14 protein-coding genes are annotated in these 16670 nt (G+C 53.1%); 9 read left to right on the top strand and 5 right to left on the bottom strand.

Annotation, left to right across the window (positions count from 1 at the left end):
* Positions 1-5: 5 nt before the first annotated feature.
* Both yoaA and K6R05_RS08425 read right to left on the bottom strand, forming a co-directional pair.
* Complete coding sequence (yoaA, locus tag K6R05_RS08430; RefSeq protein ID WP_222925390.1) at positions 6-1922, bottom strand: DNA repair helicase YoaA; 1917 nt, start codon at positions 1920-1922, stop codon at positions 6-8.
* Between the two features lie 243 nt (positions 1923-2165).
* Positions 2166-2903 carry a carbonic anhydrase gene (locus tag K6R05_RS08425; protein WP_222925389.1) on the bottom strand — a complete coding sequence of 246 codons (738 nt, stop codon included), beginning with the start codon at positions 2901-2903 and terminating at the stop codon, positions 2166-2168.
* 1761 nt (positions 2904-4664) lie between these two features.
* On the opposite strand from K6R05_RS08425, the gene K6R05_RS08420 reads away from it, so the two are divergent.
* The gene (locus K6R05_RS08420) at positions 4665-5339 is read left to right on the top strand and encodes an ATP-dependent Clp protease proteolytic subunit (protein WP_222925388.1); all 675 of its coding nucleotides are present in this window, start codon (positions 4665-4667) and stop codon (positions 5337-5339) included.
* A 385-nt stretch (positions 5340-5724) separates the two neighbouring features.
* Here the strand turns inward: K6R05_RS08420 and K6R05_RS08415 are convergent, their stop codons facing one another.
* Positions 5725-5892, bottom strand: a complete 168-nt coding sequence (locus tag K6R05_RS08415; RefSeq protein WP_222925387.1) for a hypothetical protein — start codon at positions 5890-5892, stop codon at positions 5725-5727.
* A gap of 351 nt (positions 5893-6243) precedes the next feature.
* Between K6R05_RS08415 and K6R05_RS08410 the strand changes: the two genes are divergently transcribed.
* Entirely contained in the window at positions 6244-6603 is a 360-nt protein-coding gene (locus K6R05_RS08410; RefSeq protein ID WP_222925386.1) for a hypothetical protein, read from the top strand.
* 67 nt (positions 6604-6670) lie between these two features.
* Entirely contained in the window at positions 6671-7015 is a 345-nt protein-coding gene (locus K6R05_RS08405; RefSeq protein WP_003852699.1) for a RidA family protein, read from the top strand.
* A 12-nt stretch (positions 7016-7027) separates the two neighbouring features.
* On the opposite strand, the gene K6R05_RS08400 is transcribed toward K6R05_RS08405, so the two are convergent.
* Entirely contained in the window at positions 7028-7222 is a 195-nt protein-coding gene (locus tag K6R05_RS08400; protein WP_013358092.1) for a YoaH family protein, read from the bottom strand.
* A 110-nt stretch (positions 7223-7332) separates the two neighbouring features.
* Between K6R05_RS08400 and pabB the strand changes: the two genes are divergently transcribed.
* The 4 genes from pabB to pdeD all read left to right on the top strand — a co-directional run bounded on the left by pabB (position 7333) and on the right by pdeD (position 12599).
* A complete protein-coding gene (pabB, locus tag K6R05_RS08395) occupies positions 7333-8712 on the top strand; it encodes an aminodeoxychorismate synthase component 1 (protein WP_222925385.1) in 1380 nt (459 codons plus the stop codon).
* Positions 8696-9259 (top strand): CoA pyrophosphatase, encoded by a 564-nt coding sequence (locus K6R05_RS08390; RefSeq protein WP_222925384.1) that lies wholly within the window; start codon positions 8696-8698, stop codon positions 9257-9259. The genes pabB and K6R05_RS08390 overlap by 17 nt, the downstream gene beginning before the upstream one ends.
* A gap of 188 nt (positions 9260-9447) precedes the next feature.
* Positions 9448-10812, top strand: coding sequence for an L-serine ammonia-lyase (locus K6R05_RS08385; protein WP_161733053.1), 1365 nt, complete (start codon positions 9448-9450; stop codon positions 10810-10812).
* 224 nt (positions 10813-11036) lie between these two features.
* Entirely contained in the window at positions 11037-12599 is a 1563-nt protein-coding gene (gene pdeD / locus K6R05_RS08380; RefSeq protein WP_161733055.1) for a cyclic di-3',5'-guanosine monophosphate phosphodiesterase PdeD, read from the top strand.
* A 133-nt stretch (positions 12600-12732) separates the two neighbouring features.
* On the opposite strand, the gene K6R05_RS08375 is transcribed toward pdeD, so the two are convergent.
* Positions 12733-14325 (bottom strand): TerC family protein, encoded by a 1593-nt coding sequence (locus K6R05_RS08375; protein ID WP_161733057.1) that lies wholly within the window; start codon positions 14323-14325, stop codon positions 12733-12735.
* Positions 14326-14834: 509 nt separating this feature from the next.
* On the opposite strand from K6R05_RS08375, the gene manX reads away from it, so the two are divergent.
* A complete protein-coding gene (gene manX / locus K6R05_RS08370; RefSeq protein ID WP_222925383.1) occupies positions 14835-15797 on the top strand; it encodes a PTS mannose transporter subunit IIAB in 963 nt (320 codons plus the stop codon).
* Between the two features lie 63 nt (positions 15798-15860).
* Positions 15861-16661, top strand: a complete 801-nt coding sequence (locus tag K6R05_RS08365; RefSeq protein WP_033733019.1) for a PTS mannose/fructose/sorbose transporter subunit IIC — start codon at positions 15861-15863, stop codon at positions 16659-16661.
* Positions 16662-16670: the final 9 nt, after the last annotated feature.

Raw genomic sequence — 16670 nt, 5'->3', positions numbered from 1 at the left:
TAAAATTACGCGTCTGGTTCGGGTTGCTGGCGGATAAAGGCGATGGCCTGAGCAATGTCGCGGGTGCGCGGCGTCGGCGGCAGGCTGTTAAGAAACAGTGCGCCATAAGGCCGTGAGACCAGACGCTGATCGCAAATGACCAGCACACCACGATCGTCCGTATCACGGATCAGACGGCCTACACCCTGCTTCAGGGTAATCACCGCATCCGGCAACTGCACATCCGCAAAGGGATCGCCGCCGCGAATCCGGCAATCTTCCATTCGGGCTTTTAGCAGCGGATCTTCCGGTGAGGTGAACGGTAGTTTGTCGATGATCACCAGGGACAGCGCATCACCCCGCACATCCACGCCTTCCCAGAAGCTGCTGGTCGCCACCAGCAGAGCATTACCCTTCTCGATAAACTGCTTCAGTAACTGACCTTTGCTGGTTTCACCCTGCACCAGCACCGGCAGTGTCATCGAGGCGCGAAACTCTGCGGCCAGCTCTCGCATCATCAGATGCGAAGTACAGAGGAAGAAACAGCGGCCTTTATTCGCATCGATCAACGGTTTCATCATTGCGGCCAGCTGGCGCGCGCCACCGGGACGGTTAGGTTCCGGGAGATTGCGTGGTACACAGAGCAAAGCCTGCTTCGCAAAGTCAAACGGACTGTTCAGGATCAGGCTCTTTGCCGCATTGACACCCAGCCGTTCGGCAAAGTGGGCCATTTTCTCATCTACCGCCAGGGTGGCCGAGGTGAAAATCCATGCGGCCTTGCGGTTATCCATCACCTCACGGAAGCGTTCCGCTACCGAGAGCGGCGTGAGCGCCAGGATAAAGTGGCGGGAAGTGCATTCATACCAGTAGCTGTAGCCCGGCTCGTTAATCGCCCGTAACCGTTTTAACCGGGTACGGTAGAGCGCGGCTCGCTCGAAGGCGGCATCCAGCAGGGCTGAACGGCCCAGTGAGAGTTTGATAACGTCGTAACAGAGCTCAAGCGCATCATCCAGCAGCGTAAACATCCGCAGGATGTTGTTATCGCTCAGCAGTTCACGCAGGTTACCGCGATAGCCGGGATCGCCTAATGACAGGCGAAAATCCTGCGCGCACTGCGCCAGGCGGTCAGCGGATTTCTGCAGCTGCTGAGCATCACGCACCTCGGTGCGGTAGGCGGTAATAATATCTTTGGCGAGATCGAGTAACTGGCGGCTGGAGAGCTGCTGACCAAAATACTGACTGGCGATATCGGGCAGCTGATGGGCTTCGTCGAAGATCATCACATCCGCTTCGGGAATAAGTTCGCCAAAGCCGCCCTCTTTCACCACCAGATCGGCAAGAAAAAGATGGTGGTTCACGACCACCACATCGGCGTCCATTGCGCGTTTACGCGCCCTGACCACAAAGCACTCTTTATAGCGCGGGCAGTCAGTGCCGAGGCAGTTATCGTTGGTGCTGGTGACCAGCGGCCAGACCGGGCTGTCTTCGGTCACGCCCGCACAGCTGCTGATGTCGCCATCTTCCGTCTGCGATGACCAGTTGCGTAGCGTCACCAGATCGGTCAGCCCCTGCGCGGTGAGATCGCCGCCCGCCATCGATTGCTGTTCCATGCGTTCCAGGCAAAGGTAGTTAGAGCGTCCTTTCAGCAAGGCCGTTTTACCTTTGAAATCCAGCGCCTTGATCATCGTAGGCAGATCACGGCCATAGAGCTGATCCTGCAGCGCTTTGGATCCGGTGGAGACAATCACTTTTTTACCGGCCCGCAGAGCGGGAGCCAGGTAGGCATAAGTTTTTCCGGTACCGGTACCGGCCTCGACCACCAGTTCACCCTGCTGTTTTACGGCTTCAGATACCGCCTGCGCCATCTCACGCTGTGCTTCACGCGGCTTAAAGCCTGCGATCGCCAGCGCCAGCGCGCCATCCACTGCAAAATCGTCTGCCACATACCCTCACTAAGAACGGCAAAAACACTGTAATTATGTCAGTATTGGATCAACAAAGCAAAATTGATAATTATCAATATCTTATCTATTTTCAGCGGTTGGGAGCGTGGCAGCTAAAGACTCTGGATCGCGTCTGAAAGATGAGGAAAAAGGCGGCACGGGGCCGCCTGAAGAGAAGCGCTCGCAGCACCGGGATTCCTGATGGAAAAGTCGCACCGCGAAAGGAAGCAGAAACCGCTGTGCTTACTCTACAATCATGCGCCCATTGAGATGCTGCAACGGACGATTATTGGTGGTTTTCAGCGCCTGTTTAAAGGCGTCAAGCTGCGCCTGAGAGAGCGTAACCGGCTGTTTCAGCACCAGCCAGCGAATCCCTTCGCTACAGGGTGGCGTCGTCAGGGAGCCGCTGAAACGATAATAGTGCAGATCTTCCGGAAAGAGATCCCGTAAATTTACCTGGCGATTAATACTTACCTGCTGGTTCTCCTGTTTCGGCATAGCGTCAATCAAAGGTGTCAGCGCCGGATTCTCTTTACCGACCTCAAACATCACCGCGACCACGGCCAGATCGCCATCCTCTTTGCTATGCACAAAGTGGGCTTCCAGGGGAAAGGTGTGCCCATTAATCTGGTTCTCACTCGGCGTATGGAAGTGATACTGGCGCAGCGTGAACTTTTCACTATCCAGTACAAAATCATCTTCTTCATCAACGGTCACCTGAATCGTGTGGCCATTGTTGAGCACCTTCTCAGCCGATGTGTGGTAGGCCAGATCGAGTGCCTGTAAATGCCCCTCAATCGGATCTTTAATATTGATTGGCGACTGGGACTTACCTTCGTGACAGATGTGGAAGTCGCTGGTCAGTTCGCTCCAGTGTTCCGGGCCAGCTTTGCCTTCGTACGTCCAGTGCGGTTCCGCCGCACCGGCTACGTTGAGGGTAGAAAGCGCCACAACAAGACTTAACATTTTTGGTAATTTCATTTTTATCCCTGCTTTATAAGCTTATTTGCGGCAGGGATACTATTCTGCTGACTACTGAGTCAGCAAGGTGACAAAATGCGTTAAATCAAAATCAGAACGAATAAAGAGTTTATAATTACAATCAATGTTAATTTAATAAACATCACGATTTGACGTTTTTAAGCACTTCAGGAAAGGGTTGATATCGATATCACTGAATAAAAAGAGTTTCATTTGCTGTATTTATCAGTTTGATCGTCGAAACGAGCCGGGAGGGGAATTTTTGCAATCAACTCAGGCGGCGTAAGAAACCGCAAAACTGCACGCAGGCGGTTTTGCGGTGCAACGCGATAAAGCGTCATAAAAGACTATACAGGTGACGCTAGACATCCTTTTCTAATGGCTCCTCTTCTTCATCTTCTTCCTCATCTTCAGGATAAATCTCAGCGTCATCGGGCAGCGGTTCATCGTAATCAGGGCGTTCAGACATAATTTCCTCCGGTGTCAGATAGCAATTTTGCTATGCCCTTTGAGTGTAGCTTACTCCTGCCATCTGTTTTGCAAGGCTCGCAAAAGATATCAGAAATGCGGGCGCTGCCGCAGACTCTGCTTCGCCACTGCGTGATACAGCCTTGCGTCACAGCCGGTGCTGATAACGTACCGGTTAATCGGAGGCCTATTCGCTTCCCCCAGCCGCGTTATCATTGACGTCAGTCTGATAGCGGGTTTAATAATTCGCCGCTGAAAAGTCTGTGATTTTAAAAAACCTCTTACTTGTTTAATGAATAAAAGGCGGAACTTAACTGCCTATAATATAGGGGCACGAACAGGTAATGATGCGATTCAAAGCACAATTATGCACGAGGAAAGATTACATTAAATAAAAACTCAACAGGAATAGCATTAAACATCGTTATGTTGTTATAAGAAAAAATCCCTGATATAAAAGAGACAGAATTTAAACGAAAATCATGAGCGCTAGCGGATTGAATTTTTTCTCTGATGCAGCCACATCACAATAGAAATGATGCCCACGGCATCCGTCCTCTTTAAAAGACCGTTTGAGACTATCTCGCTAAAGATATCCGTTAATGTAAATGAAGTGGGATTTTATATTATAAGTTAAGTGGGATGTAATCTGGCTGTTGCTACGCTGTTGCATCTATCTGTCAAACTGGACACCATTACATCAATAAGGAGAAATATCATTGTTCCCTAAATTACCCCGGTATAGCTTAGTGATTCTGACGCTGAGCGGTTGCGTTACCAACGATGAGGTCAAACTTAACCCAGTCGGACAACATAGTGAAACTGTCATGCCGCATATAAACCAGGGAATCAGCCCTGCACAGCGGCGCGCGATTATGTCCGGCGAACAACCAGACTGGTCTGACGTTTATCCTCAGCGAATCAATAAAAACTCGCCAGCAGTCAGAAAATGATCTGCACGTCGTAGCGGCTAACGTCGTTATTCCACCACTCACATAGCGTAAAAAACACTGTGGAAAATAATCAACACGTCGATGATGTCTCTCTATGGGATTGGATTGTCACATTAATTTTAACCGGCATACCCGTATTAAATCTTTTCATGCTGCTTTACTGGTCCTTAAACCGAAGGACTAAACGTTCAAAGAAAAACTACGCCAGAGCGAGTTTGCTGTTGATACTTGTCATAATTCTCTTTTATATCATCACGATTGAAATGACGACCGGCTACTTTCTTTTCAAACATTACTGATCCTTAAACTGAAAGCGTCATACCCTTAAATGGAGTTTTTTATGGTGCGTTATTTCACTTTTCTATTATTTGGCGTCACTTCGGCTTGCTGCATAGCAAAAACGTCAGTGGTGATGAATAACACCCTGAAGGCACAAGAGATAAAATCGGCAAAAATTGTTTACATTGGCGAGGTTAATGGCAATAAAGTGGCAGAATTGATGGCAGGCATCGATGATATTAATGCAAGTTATCCTGCTGTAAAAGAAATATCGATTTATATAAACAGCTTTGGCGGCGACATGGAAGCTGGCTATATGGGCGGCCAGGCCGTCAGAGGGTCAAGGATTCCGATAAAAACCATCAATGCCGCAATGACGGGTTCGGCGGCTACTCTCATCTATTGTGCAGGTGCGAAAAGGGAAACATTACCCAGCGCAACGTTTTTAATCCACCCTGTAGCGAGTCAAAACATTCAGAATAACTATCTGAAAAAAAATGAAGTCACTTTACTCAGCAGAGATATCGATAATGCCACTAAAATATTCAGGGACACCTATGCATCCTGTTTCAAAGATGACGGCAAAGAAATAGACAAGGCCTTATTCAGTGAAGATCATCGTATTTACCTGCGTTTTCCAGAATCTGTAAAACAGGGTATTGCACAAAAACGTGTTGAAGGAATCGCCCCTGCTGATGTCGCTTATTACATCTTCACTTCAGAGGCCAGCAGCTAGCAAAAAAATAACGTTAATTATACCTGCTGGTCGAGTGCCTTTTTATCAGATATTCGCCGCCTGGACAGGTGGGCGTGCTGGCGGGGAGACATATCGATCCGATGGCGGGTAATCCAGAGAAGAACATAACGCAAACGACGTCCAGATGGGAAGCAGCAGGATCTCACCATCAATATCACGGCGGATTTTCGCGGTAAGCGATACCCTTGCCTGGTGAGTTTTTTGAGCAGCAATAGCAGGGTTGATTCAACACTGGCCAGATAAAAAGCGGCAAATAAAGCAGGCCGCTCAGTCAGATACGGCTCATTCTGGTACAGGGCGTTTATCTGTTTCTGGCTGGTGACCTGATATCACGATTGTGGGCGACGCTGCTGTTGTGACCTGCTTATAAGCGGACGTACAACGCACCCGCCAGCATAACGATGAACAGCACCGCAAAGGTGATAAATCCCTGCTTACTGCCACGGGACAATCCAACAAATGCCGAAACCACAATAAACAGCAGCGTCAGTGCGCTGACCATCACCCAAAAAAGATACTGCGTATTCGCCATGCCTGAATCCTCATCCGTAGCGCGATTTATCTGCTGTTTTATAACATTTTTCTGCCGCGCGTGCCCTCACTTCTCCCGCTCTTTCGACGCTTTATGCTGCTTTAGTGCAGCAGGGCTGCAACAGTGACAACGTCCGCGGCTCATGATCATGATGCAGACAGTGTGATGCAGTTAGCAAATGCAGAGGAACGCAGCGAGGAAACAAAGGCCCGGCTTATAATGATTAAATCAGCTTACTGTTGGGATGTGGCACCCGTAAGCTGACGTGCTGAGACTGGCTTAACATTGTCGTTCAGGCGATGTTATGCAGATGGCCTTAACCCGACTGCCTGACTCAGGCGGAGGCATGTTATGAACTATTACCGCATCGGCTCTCTGGCTGGCGTGCTGCTGCTTTGCGGCTGCCAGGCTCCCACTTCTGATCAGGCTCGTCTGCAGCCACCCGTTTTTCAGAGTCAAAGTACCCGTACCGTCCCTCAGCTCAGCGACTGTATTTATCGTGGCTGGTCAACCACCAGCGTTATTGCCAGAGATAACACCACCCACACCCAGCCGAACGGCAACGAGATCAGCGTCTTTACCTGGGAAGATTCGATTTTTGCGGATATCTCTCCCCACAGAAAAGGGGCAGAGGTAAAATATTTCACGACCTTCCGGATGGCTCCTCAGGTAATAGCGGACAGACAGGCGATTGTGCAACGCTGCCTGTAAGGCGTAAGGCGTGACAGCGATGTCGGGAGTGTGCCAGGCTAATGCGCACTTAACCAGGGAGAAACCGATGAGTATTACCCGCATTGACCCGGAACATCGTATGTCCGAAGCTGTGATCCACAACGACACCATCTATTACACCAGTGTGCCTGAGAATCTGGATGCCGACGCAGAAGCGCAGACCGCCAATGCGCTGGCGGTCATTGACGCGATCCTGACTCGCCTCGGCAGTGATAAAAGTAAGATCCTGGATGCGACGCTGTTTCTGGTGGATAAAGCCGATTTCCCCGCCATGAACCGGGCCTGGGACGCCTGGGTCTCACCGGGTAATGCGCCGGTGCGCTGCACCGTTCAGGCCGGCCTGCTGAATCCAAAGTACAAAATCGAAATTAAAATTATCGCTGCACGTTAACGATGTCGGGTGTTATTCCTCTTCGTTTTCTTCATCTTCGTCGTCGAATAACGCCCGAATCTGTTCGCCCTTGTGATTCTGACGGATTTCCTGCGCCACCTGGGCGATCGCTTCACCGCTCGATAAACCACCCGTCATCAACTCCTGAATACGTTCAACGGCCTGCTGTTGCTGCTCATGTGAGAGAGCCGGTAATCCAATAAACATGTTCTACTCCTGCGTTGGGGCACACAGTATCCCATGCGGAACTAACAGGTGCCAGTCGGGAAAAAATATGTCAGTCTGACCGCCTCTTTGCTTTCTGATTTGTCTGCCTGATGATTGTTGAAACCCTCACGCTTGATTATACCCCGGATGCGCTGACACAGCGTTTTGCCACCCTTGCCCATCTGCCGTGGGCGATGCTGCTCTCCTCCGCGCAGGCCAGCCACAGCGACAACCGCTTCGACATTCTGACCGCCGATCCCCGCGTCACCCTGGTGACCCGCGGGCCGATCACGACCATCAGCGACACGACCGGCACCACCGAATCGACCGCGGATCCCTTGCTGCTGGTGCAGCAGCAGTGTGATGCGCTGGGCATCAGACCCACAGCCAGTGAGGCTTTGCCGTTTCAGGGCGGTGCGCTGGGCCTGTTTGGTTATGACCTGGGCCGCCGGTTTGAGTCACTGCCCCAAAAAGCCACAGCCGATCTCACCACGCCGGACATGGCGGTGGGGATCTATGACTGGGCCTTGATTGCCGATCATCATCAGCAAACCCTGACGCTGGTGGCGTTGAAGAACGCTGAAGCGCGCGCCGCCTGGCTGGCGCAGTGGCCCGCGCGTGAAATCGTGCCCTTTTCACTGACCAGCCGCTGGCGCTCCAATCTGAGCTATGCCGATTACGCCGCACGCTTTGCCGCGGTTCAGGCCTATATTCAGGCCGGTGACTGTTATCAGGTTAACCTGGCGCAGCGTTTTCAGGCCGGTTATCAGGGTGATGAGTGGCAGGCGTTTACTCTGCTTAACGCGGCTAACCGGGCGCCGTTCAGCGCGTTTCTGCGCCTGCCGGAAAGTGCGATTCTCAGCCTGTCGCCGGAGCGCTTTCTGTCGCTGAATCAAAACCAGATTGAAACCCGACCGATTAAAGGTACCCGGCCACGCTGTGCCGATCCGATTGCCGATGCGCAACAGGCTGAGGCACTGCGCCATGCGGAGAAAGATCGGGCTGAAAACCTGATGATTGTCGATTTGCTGCGCAACGATATTGGCCGCGTGGCGCAGCCCGGCTCGGTCACGGTGCCTGAACTGTTTGTGGTTGAACCCTTCCCCGCCGTCCATCATCTGGTGAGCACGGTGCGCGCACAGTTGCCTGACACCCTGCAGGCCACCGATCTGCTGCGCGCCTGTTTTCCGGGCGGCTCGATAACCGGTGCGCCCAAAATTCGGGCGATGGAGATTATTGATGAGCTGGAGCCGCAGCGGCGCAATGCCTGGTGCGGCAGTATCGGCTATCTCAGCCTGTGTGGCCGGATGGACACCAGTATCACGATCCGCACGCTGATCGCCGAAGGCCAACAGCTTTACTGTGCCGCGGGTGGCGGCCTGGTAGCAGACAGCGATGCTGAAGCGGAATATCAGGAAACGCTCGATAAAGTCAGCCGGATTTTACCGGCACTGGAACAGACAGGAGGTTCAGTTGGCACTGACGCTTGAGGTTTTTCGCAGCCGTTTTCTGCTGCAGCAGCCGGCCCGCAGCACGCAGCATCTCTCCGGACGTCATGCCGCGGTGCTGGTGCCGATTATAGCCCGCCATGAACCGGGGCTTTTGTTGACGCAGCGCTCGCACGCCCTGCGCAAACACGCCGGACAGGTCGCCTTTCCCGGCGGGATGCAGGATGACACCGATGCCTCGCTGATCGCCACCGCCCTGCGTGAAGCGCAGGAAGAGGTCGGTATCGATCCACATCAGGTCGAGATATTAGGCGCGCTGCCCGCTGTCACCAGCAGCACCGGCTTTCAGGTGACACCCGTGCTGGGCATTATTCCGGCCGACCTGCGCTTAACGATTAATCCGGATGAGGTGAGCAGTGCCTTCGAGATGCCACTGGCCGAGGCTTTGCAGCTCAGCCGCTACAGCGCGCTGGAGGTGCATCGGGCGGGTGTACGCCATCCGGTCTGGCTGTCGCGCTATCAGGATTATCTGGTGTGGGGCATGACAGCAGGAATTATTCGTTCACTGAGTACGCAGATCGCCTTCTGAGACCTTTCTTCCTCTTTTTTATTCCCTTCCAGCCCATCAGCGACCTGCCGGGCTGCGCTATAATTTTTTCTATCTGTTTTGATAAGTTTATTTCATGCGAAAAGCTGCTCTTTTCCGGTGCATGACCATTACTATGGGCGCCATAAACTGCCCCGGCAGACTGAGAATAAATGTGAGGAGTGTCACCTGTGATTAGTGTTTTCGACATGTTCAAAGTGGGCATTGGCCCCTCGAGTTCGCATACTGTCGGCCCGATGAAAGCGGGTAAACAATTTGTGGATTTGCTGTGCGAACAGGAAAAGCTGCAGGAGGTCACCCGGATCGCCGTGGATGTTTACGGTTCTCTGTCTCTGACCGGTAAAGGCCACCACACGGATATCGCCATTATTATGGGTCTGGCGGGCGAATCGCCGGACACGGTGGATATCGATGCGATCCCCGCTTTCATTAAAGATGTCGAACAGCGTGAGCGACTGCTGCTGGCGAAAGGCGCGCATGAAGTCGATTTCCCGCGTGAAGGCGGCATGGTGTTCCGCAGTGAGAACCTCTCATTGCATGAAAATGGCCTGCGCCTGCTGGCATTCGCGGGCGACCTGCTGATCCTGTCGAAAACCTATTACTCTGTGGGCGGCGGATTTATTGTGGATGAAGAGCACTTCGGTCAGTCGGCACTGGATGAAGTCTCTGTGCCCTGGCCGTTCCACTCCGCCAAAGATCTGCTGGCGCACTGCCGCGAAACCGGTCTGTCGCTGTCGGGTCTGGTGATGAAAAATGAGCTGGCACTGCATAGCCGCGACGAGATTCATGCCTATTTCACCCACATCTGGCAGACCATGCAGGCCTGTATTGATCGCGGTCTGAATACTGAAGGCGTGTTGCCCGGACCGCTGCGCGTACCCCGTCGAGCCGCCTCCCTGCGTCGCCTGCTGACCTCCTCCACCAAGCACTCCAGCGATCCGATGATTGTTATCGACTGGATCAATATGTATGCCCTGGCGGTCAACGAAGAGAACGCCGCGGGTGGCCGTGTGGTGACCGCGCCGACGAACGGTGCCTGCGGTATCGTGCCTGCAGTGCTGGCTTACTACGATCACTTTATCGAGCCGGTGACGCCCGATATTTTCCTGCGCTATTTCCTCGCCTCTGGCGCTATAGGCGTGCTGTACAAAATGAACGCCTCTATTTCAGGCGCGGAAGTGGGCTGCCAGGGTGAAGTGGGTGTCGCCTGTTCGATGGCGGCCGCTGGTCTGGCAGAGCTGCTGGGCGGTAGCCCGGAGCAGGTGTGCGTCGCCGCTGAAATCGGCATGGAGCATAACCTTGGACTGACCTGTGACCCCGTGGCCGGTCAGGTTCAGGTTCCCTGCATTGAACGTAATGCTATCGCCTCGGTAAAAGCCATTAACGCGGCGCGTATGGCACTCCGTCGCACCAGTGAACCCCGCGTCTCGCTGGATAAGGTTATTGAGACCATGTATGAGACCGGCAAGGATATGAACGCGAAATACCGTGAAACTTCCCGTGGCGGTCTGGCGATTAAAGTTCAGTGTGACTAAGCGAAACGTTTAATCGTTTAAATAACATGCAAACGTAATAAAATCCGCATCCTGCGCTATCTCAGCGCAGGTTTAAACGGTAGAGTGTTTTCCGCGCAGCCGTCCGGTCTGCGCAGCTTTCCAGACCCGCTTTTCTGCATTCCGGCCTCAATATTGATCTGGCCGTGCCGATACTAACCCCGTATTTTTTGCTTTTTTCTGGCTTTTTGGGAAGGTGGATACTGATGTTTATGGCCCAGCAATTTGTTGGACAATTCAGGCGCAAGCGTTTGCTGATCGCCCTGTCAATCGCCACCGTAATGCTGATATTAACGCTGGCCTTTCGCTATATCGAAGAGAAGTCACGTATTGAACAGCAGGCGATGGCTTTTGCCGACAAAGCGATTATGCGGTTTGACAGGATGTTTTCACCGCTGGAGGTTTCAGCCAATAATACGCTGGGGCTGGTAGGCGTTCCCTGTCAGGACGTGCGTTTTCCGCTCGTCGAAAAAATTTCATCACTGCAGACGGTTCGTGCCATTCTACTGGTCGAAAACGACATGCTTTACTGCTCCAGTATTTACGGCTCGCGCAATATCCCTTTCAGCCAGACTTATCCTGACCTTGCCTTCAACAGCCAGCGTATGACCCTGTCAACCGACCAGTATCTGCTGAAAGGCTCGCCGGTCTTACTGCTATGGACGCCAAAAAGTCTGGATAACCGGTCGGGAATATTGCAGGTCATCAACATTGAAATGATGAGCAATTATCTGCTGGAACCTCAACTGCCCTGGGTGGAACGCGCCGTGTTTAACGTCAATGGTGAGAGCCTGGAATATGGCAATCCGCTGATACAGCCAACGGTGCCGGCAGATGACGAAGTGAGCTACGAGCAGGGCTCGCTGCGCTACCCGTTTACCCTTACCCTCTATGGCCCTTCGCCGACACGGCTGGCGCTGGCGACACTTCCCTCACAGCTGCCGCTGGCGCTGCTGCTGAGCCTGCTGATGGGCTATATTATCTGGCTTGCGACGGCAAATCGCATGAGCCTTAGCTGGCAAATCAGTTATGGCATCACGGCCCGTGAGTTTATGGTCTATTGTCAGCCGCTGATCAACAGCAAAAGCGGCGGGTGTGACGGGATAGAATTACTGCTGCGCTGGCATAACGCCCGACAGGGCTGGATCGCACCGGATGTCTTTATTCCGCTGGCCGAGCGCCAGAACCTGATCAAGCCGCTGACGCGCTTTGTGCTGAACGAGGTAGTAAGGCATCTGCCTCAGTTGCCCAATGATCCCGCCTTTCATATCGCCATCAATGTGGCCGCCAGTCATTTCCGCGACCGCGCCATTCTGGAAGATTTGCAGAACCTGTGGTGGCCTGCCAGTCCGGTGCCGCAACTGGTAGTGGAACTCACTGAACGGGATGCCCTGCCGGTCGTCGATCAGTCGGTGATTGCACAACTGCACGACATTGGCGTCCGGCTGGCGATTGATGACTTTGGCACCGGTCACAGCTCGCTCTCCTACCTGAAAGATTTACAGCCAGACGTGCTCAAAATCGACAAGATTTTCACAGCGGCCATCGGTACGGATGCCATTAACGCCACGGTAACGGATATGGTGATTTCGCTGGCCCAGCGCCTGAATATCAGTCTGGTCGCCGAAGGGGTAGAGACGGCTGAACAGGCAGCTTATCTGCGCGAACGCGGTGTGGATCATCTGCAGGGCTACTATTTTGCCCGCCCGATGCCGCTGGAAGATTTTCCAGCCTGGCTGACGCTGCATCAGGCTGATACGCACCGTTAACTGCCGCGTCAGCGCCGTTCCGCCCTTATACGACTTCCCCACAAAAAAACAGCCGCGGCGTTTCAGCAGCGGCTGTCAGAGAGATTCAGCGCGGCCGGTAATACCGGCAGCGCCTCAGCAACAACGGGAAGCGTTAACCCTCTTCCTCTTCGTCATGCGGTTTATCTTTGGTGACACGCACCAGATCGATACGGTAATCCGTCGCTTCGATAATCTGGAAGTGCAGCGGCGTAATATCAATCACCTCGCCAGGAAGCGGTAACTGCCCTTTCTGTTCAATCAGCAGGCCCGCCAGCGAGGCGTGATCTTCTGTCGGATCGACCAGCTCATGGAAGTCGAGTAACTGCTGCAGCGAGTGCAGATCGGTTCCGCCTTTCACTAACCAGCCATCGCCATCTGCAACAATATCAGGCGTTTCGTCTTCATCCGGGAATTCACCCGCAATCGCTTCCAGCACGTCCAGCGGCGTAATCAAACCCTGCACCACGCCAAACTCATTGGTGACGATCACGAAGCTGCCTTTAGCACGACGCAGCACGCCAAGCAGGTTGATCGGATCCAGCGTCTCCGGCACCACAATGGTCGGTGTATTCGCCGCGAAGGTCGCCACATCAACACCCTGCTCCAGCGCCACCAGCAGCTCTTTGGCGCGCACCACGCCAACAATTTCATCCAGTTCACCCCGGCAGACCGGGAACAGGCTGTGAGGCGTATCCAGCAGCTGACCGCGAATCTCATCCACCGGACGATTCGCATCGACCCAGGAGATATCACCGCGCGGCGTCATAATGCTGCGAATCGAGCGGGAAGCCAGGGTCAGCACACCATTAATCATGTAACGCTCTTCATCTTTAAACGCTTCCTGCGGCATCGCTTCCGTCAGCGCAGACTCTTCACTGGTGCTGGTGTTACCGCTGCTATTGCCATTGCTGGATGCCAGCGCACGATTACGGCCGCCCATCAGGCGCAGAATGGCCTCTGCGGTACGCTCACGCATTGGACGATTTGACTGATGGCGAATAAAGTTACGACGTGCAATCTGGTTGAACAGCTCAATCAGAATTGAGAAGCCAATCGCCGCATAGAGGTAGCCTTTAGGAATATGGAAACCAAAGCCTTCTGCCACCAGCGACAGACCGATCATTAACAGGAAGCTCAGACAGAGCACCACTACGGTCGGATGCGCGTTAACAAAGTTGGTTAACGGTTTAGACGCCAGCAGCATCACCCCCATGGCAATCACCACGGCGGTCATCATCACCGGCAGGTGGTTCACCATACCTACGGCGGTAATCACCGCATCCAGCGAGAAGACCGCGTCCAGCACCACAATCTGCAGTACCACTGCCCAGAAACTGGCGTATCCGCGATTTGCGGAACCATCAAGCTGACGGTTCTCCAGCCTCTCGTGTAGCTCCATGGTCGCTTTAAACAACAGAAAGAAACCACCGAACAGCAGGATTAAATCTCGTCCGGAAAAGCTGAAACCGCCTACGCTGAAGAGAGGCGTTGTCAGCGTGACGATCCAGGAGATCAGCGACAGCAAACCCAGCCGCATCACCAGCGCCAGTGACAGGCCGATCAGGCGTGCTTTATCACGCTGCTTTGGCGGCAGTTTGTCGGCCAGGATGGCAATAAACACCAGGTTATCGATACCCAGTACGATTTCCAGCACGATAAGCGTCAGTAAACCCGCCCAGATTGAGGGGTCGAATAAAAATTCCATTATTTATGACTCCAGAGCAGGGAACAGATCGAGCCGGTGCCTGTCAGCGCAGCGAAGCGTGACATCCGGGTAGTCGGGAAAGCGGTGAAAACGCCGTGAGGCGAAGGGTGACGCGCCAGCAGGCGCAAAGAACAGATTAAGCGACGTCGGTGACGATCCATAAAGGTGGGCTGAAGCCCGTTACTCCTGAGCAATAAACAGAACGTTAATGTATCAGGTCGGCAAATTGCGTCAAAAAATTTTCTTATTTTTACAATCTCTGTAAGGGATGATCGGGCGCATAAAAAAGGTAAAGCGCCACTTCACGGGGTGAATAGCTGACGGACATCACATAATTTATTTTTTCGATCACTAAAATAAATCGCGACTTTACCGCCTTGATGAAGTTAACCCCTGTTTTTTCGACGCTATATCAGAAAGTCGAATGACCGGGTTAAACGGATAATCAAAACATGTCTCAATACAGTTCATTTACTCAGATGAGCATCTCTAGCGAACGGAGGTAGCACGTGACCATTGCGATTGTAATTGGTACACACGGCTGGGCAGCGGAACAACTGCTGAAAACAGCAGAAATGCTCTTAGGCGAGCAGGAGAATATCGGCTGGATAGATTTTGTCCCCGGTGAAAATGCAGAAACGCTGATTGAAAAATATCAGGCACGACTGGCTGAACTGGATACCAGTAAAGGGGTTCTTTTTCTGGTCGATACCTGGGGCGGCAGCCCGTTCAATGCGGCCAGCCGCATTGTTGTCGACAAGCCACACTATGAGGTTATTGCCGGGGTCAATATTCCGATGCTGGTTGAAACGCTGATGGCGCGCGATGACGATCCCGGATTTGACGAACTGGTCGCCGTGGCGGTGGAGACCGGTCGTGAAGGGGTCAAAGCCCTGAAAGCCAAAGAAGAAGCACCGACACCGGCTGCTGAGAAACCGGCCGCGGCGGCGCAACCAGCTAAGCCGATGGCCCCCGGGGATCACATGAAAATCGGGCTGGCGCGCATTGATGATCGTCTGATTCATGGGCAGGTCGCGACGCGCTGGACTAAAGAGACAAACGTTCAGCGTATTATTGTGGTCAGCGATGAAGTGGCCAACGATCATGTGCGCAAAACCCTGTTGACGCAGGTCGCGCCGCCCGGCGTGACGGCTCATGTGGTGGATGTCGACAAAATGGTCCGGGTATGGAACAACCCGAAATATGGTCAGGATCGCGTCATGCTGCTGTTTACCAACCCTACCGATGTCCTGCGCGTAGTTGAACAGGGTGTCGATATTAAAACGGTCAACATCGGTGGTATGGCGTTCCGCCAGGGGAAAACCCAGGTCAATAATGCGGTCTCGGTTGATGAGAAAGATATTGCCGCATTCCGCAAACTCAATGAACGTAATATTGAACTGGAAGTGCGTAAAGTTTCCAGCGATCAAAAACTGAAAATGATGGATCTGATTGCGAAAGTAAACGCGTAACAGAAGCACTTCTGCGCCTGCGTTTCCGGGCTCCTGATTAACCTGCTGAGGACAAGAAGTATGATGGAAATAACCTCGCTACAAATTATTTTGATTTTTATTGTCGCCTGTATTGCCGGTATGGGGTCAATTCTGGATGAGTTCCAGTTTCACCGTCCGCTTGTCGCCTGTACGCTGATTGGTATCGTACTGGGTGATATGAAAACCGGTATTATCATCGGCGGTACGCTGGAGATGATTGCGCTGGGCTGGATGAACATCGGTGCAGCGGTTGCCCCTGATGCCGCCCTCGCCTCTATCATCTCGACAATCCTGGTCATCGCTGGTGGTCAGAGTGTGGGTGCCGGTATCGCGCTGGCGATTCCGCTGGCTGCAGCCGGACAGGTGCTGACCATTATCGTGCGTACGCTGACCGTGGCCTTCCAGCACGCGGCTGATAAAGCCGCCGAGAAAGGCAATCTTACGGCCATCTCCTGGATTCATGTCTCTGCCCTGCTGTTACAGGCAATGCGTATCGCCATCCCGGCGCTGATTGTGGCGATTTCTGTCGGCACCAGTGCCGTTCATGCGTTGCTGAGTTCTATTCCTGAAGTGGTCACCAATGGCCTGAATATCGCCGGTGGCATGATTGTGGTGGTCGGTTACGCGATGGTCATCAACATGATGCGCGCAGGCTATCTGATGCCGTTCTTCTACCTCGGCTTTGTAACCGCAGCGTTCACCAACTTTAACCTGGTGGCGCTGGGCGTGATTGGCGTGGTTATGGCAGTGCTCTATATTCAGCTCAGCCCGAAATACAACCGTGTGGCGGGAGCACCCACAGGTGCTGCAACCGCAAACGATCTTGATAACGAACTCGATTAAGGAACAGGT

This window comes from Pantoea alfalfae, assembly GCF_019880205.1.
In the GTDB taxonomy this organism is placed as follows: domain Bacteria; phylum Pseudomonadota; class Gammaproteobacteria; order Enterobacterales; family Enterobacteriaceae; genus Pantoea; species Pantoea alfalfae.
This window is presented reverse-complemented; position numbering and strand designations above follow the sequence as displayed.

What these genes read in the sequence shown, in the direction of transcription:
- pabB (WP_222925385.1), top strand. Translation starts at nt 7,333, where the DNA reads ATGATTGTTGAAACCCTCACGCTTGATTATACCCCGGATGCGCTGACA.
- K6R05_RS08375 (WP_161733057.1), bottom strand. Translation starts at nt 14,325, where the DNA reads ATGGAATTTTTATTCGACCCCTCAATCTGGGCGGGTTTACTGACGCTT.
- pdeD (WP_161733055.1), top strand. Translation starts at nt 11,037, where the DNA reads ATGTTTATGGCCCAGCAATTTGTTGGACAATTCAGGCGCAAGCGTTTG.
- K6R05_RS08410 (WP_222925386.1), top strand. Translation starts at nt 6,244, where the DNA reads ATGAACTATTACCGCATCGGCTCTCTGGCTGGCGTGCTGCTGCTTTGC.
- K6R05_RS08400 (WP_013358092.1), bottom strand. Translation starts at nt 7,222, where the DNA reads ATGTTTATTGGATTACCGGCTCTCTCACATGAGCAGCAACAGCAGGCC.
- K6R05_RS08365 (WP_033733019.1), top strand. Translation starts at nt 15,861, where the DNA reads ATGGAAATAACCTCGCTACAAATTATTTTGATTTTTATTGTCGCCTGT.
- K6R05_RS08405 (WP_003852699.1), top strand. Translation starts at nt 6,671, where the DNA reads ATGAGTATTACCCGCATTGACCCGGAACATCGTATGTCCGAAGCTGTG.
- K6R05_RS08420 (WP_222925388.1), top strand. Translation starts at nt 4,665, where the DNA reads ATGGTGCGTTATTTCACTTTTCTATTATTTGGCGTCACTTCGGCTTGC.
- K6R05_RS08425 (WP_222925389.1), bottom strand. Translation starts at nt 2,903, where the DNA reads ATGAAATTACCAAAAATGTTAAGTCTTGTTGTGGCGCTTTCTACCCTC.
- K6R05_RS08415 (WP_222925387.1), bottom strand. Translation starts at nt 5,892, where the DNA reads ATGGCGAATACGCAGTATCTTTTTTGGGTGATGGTCAGCGCACTGACG.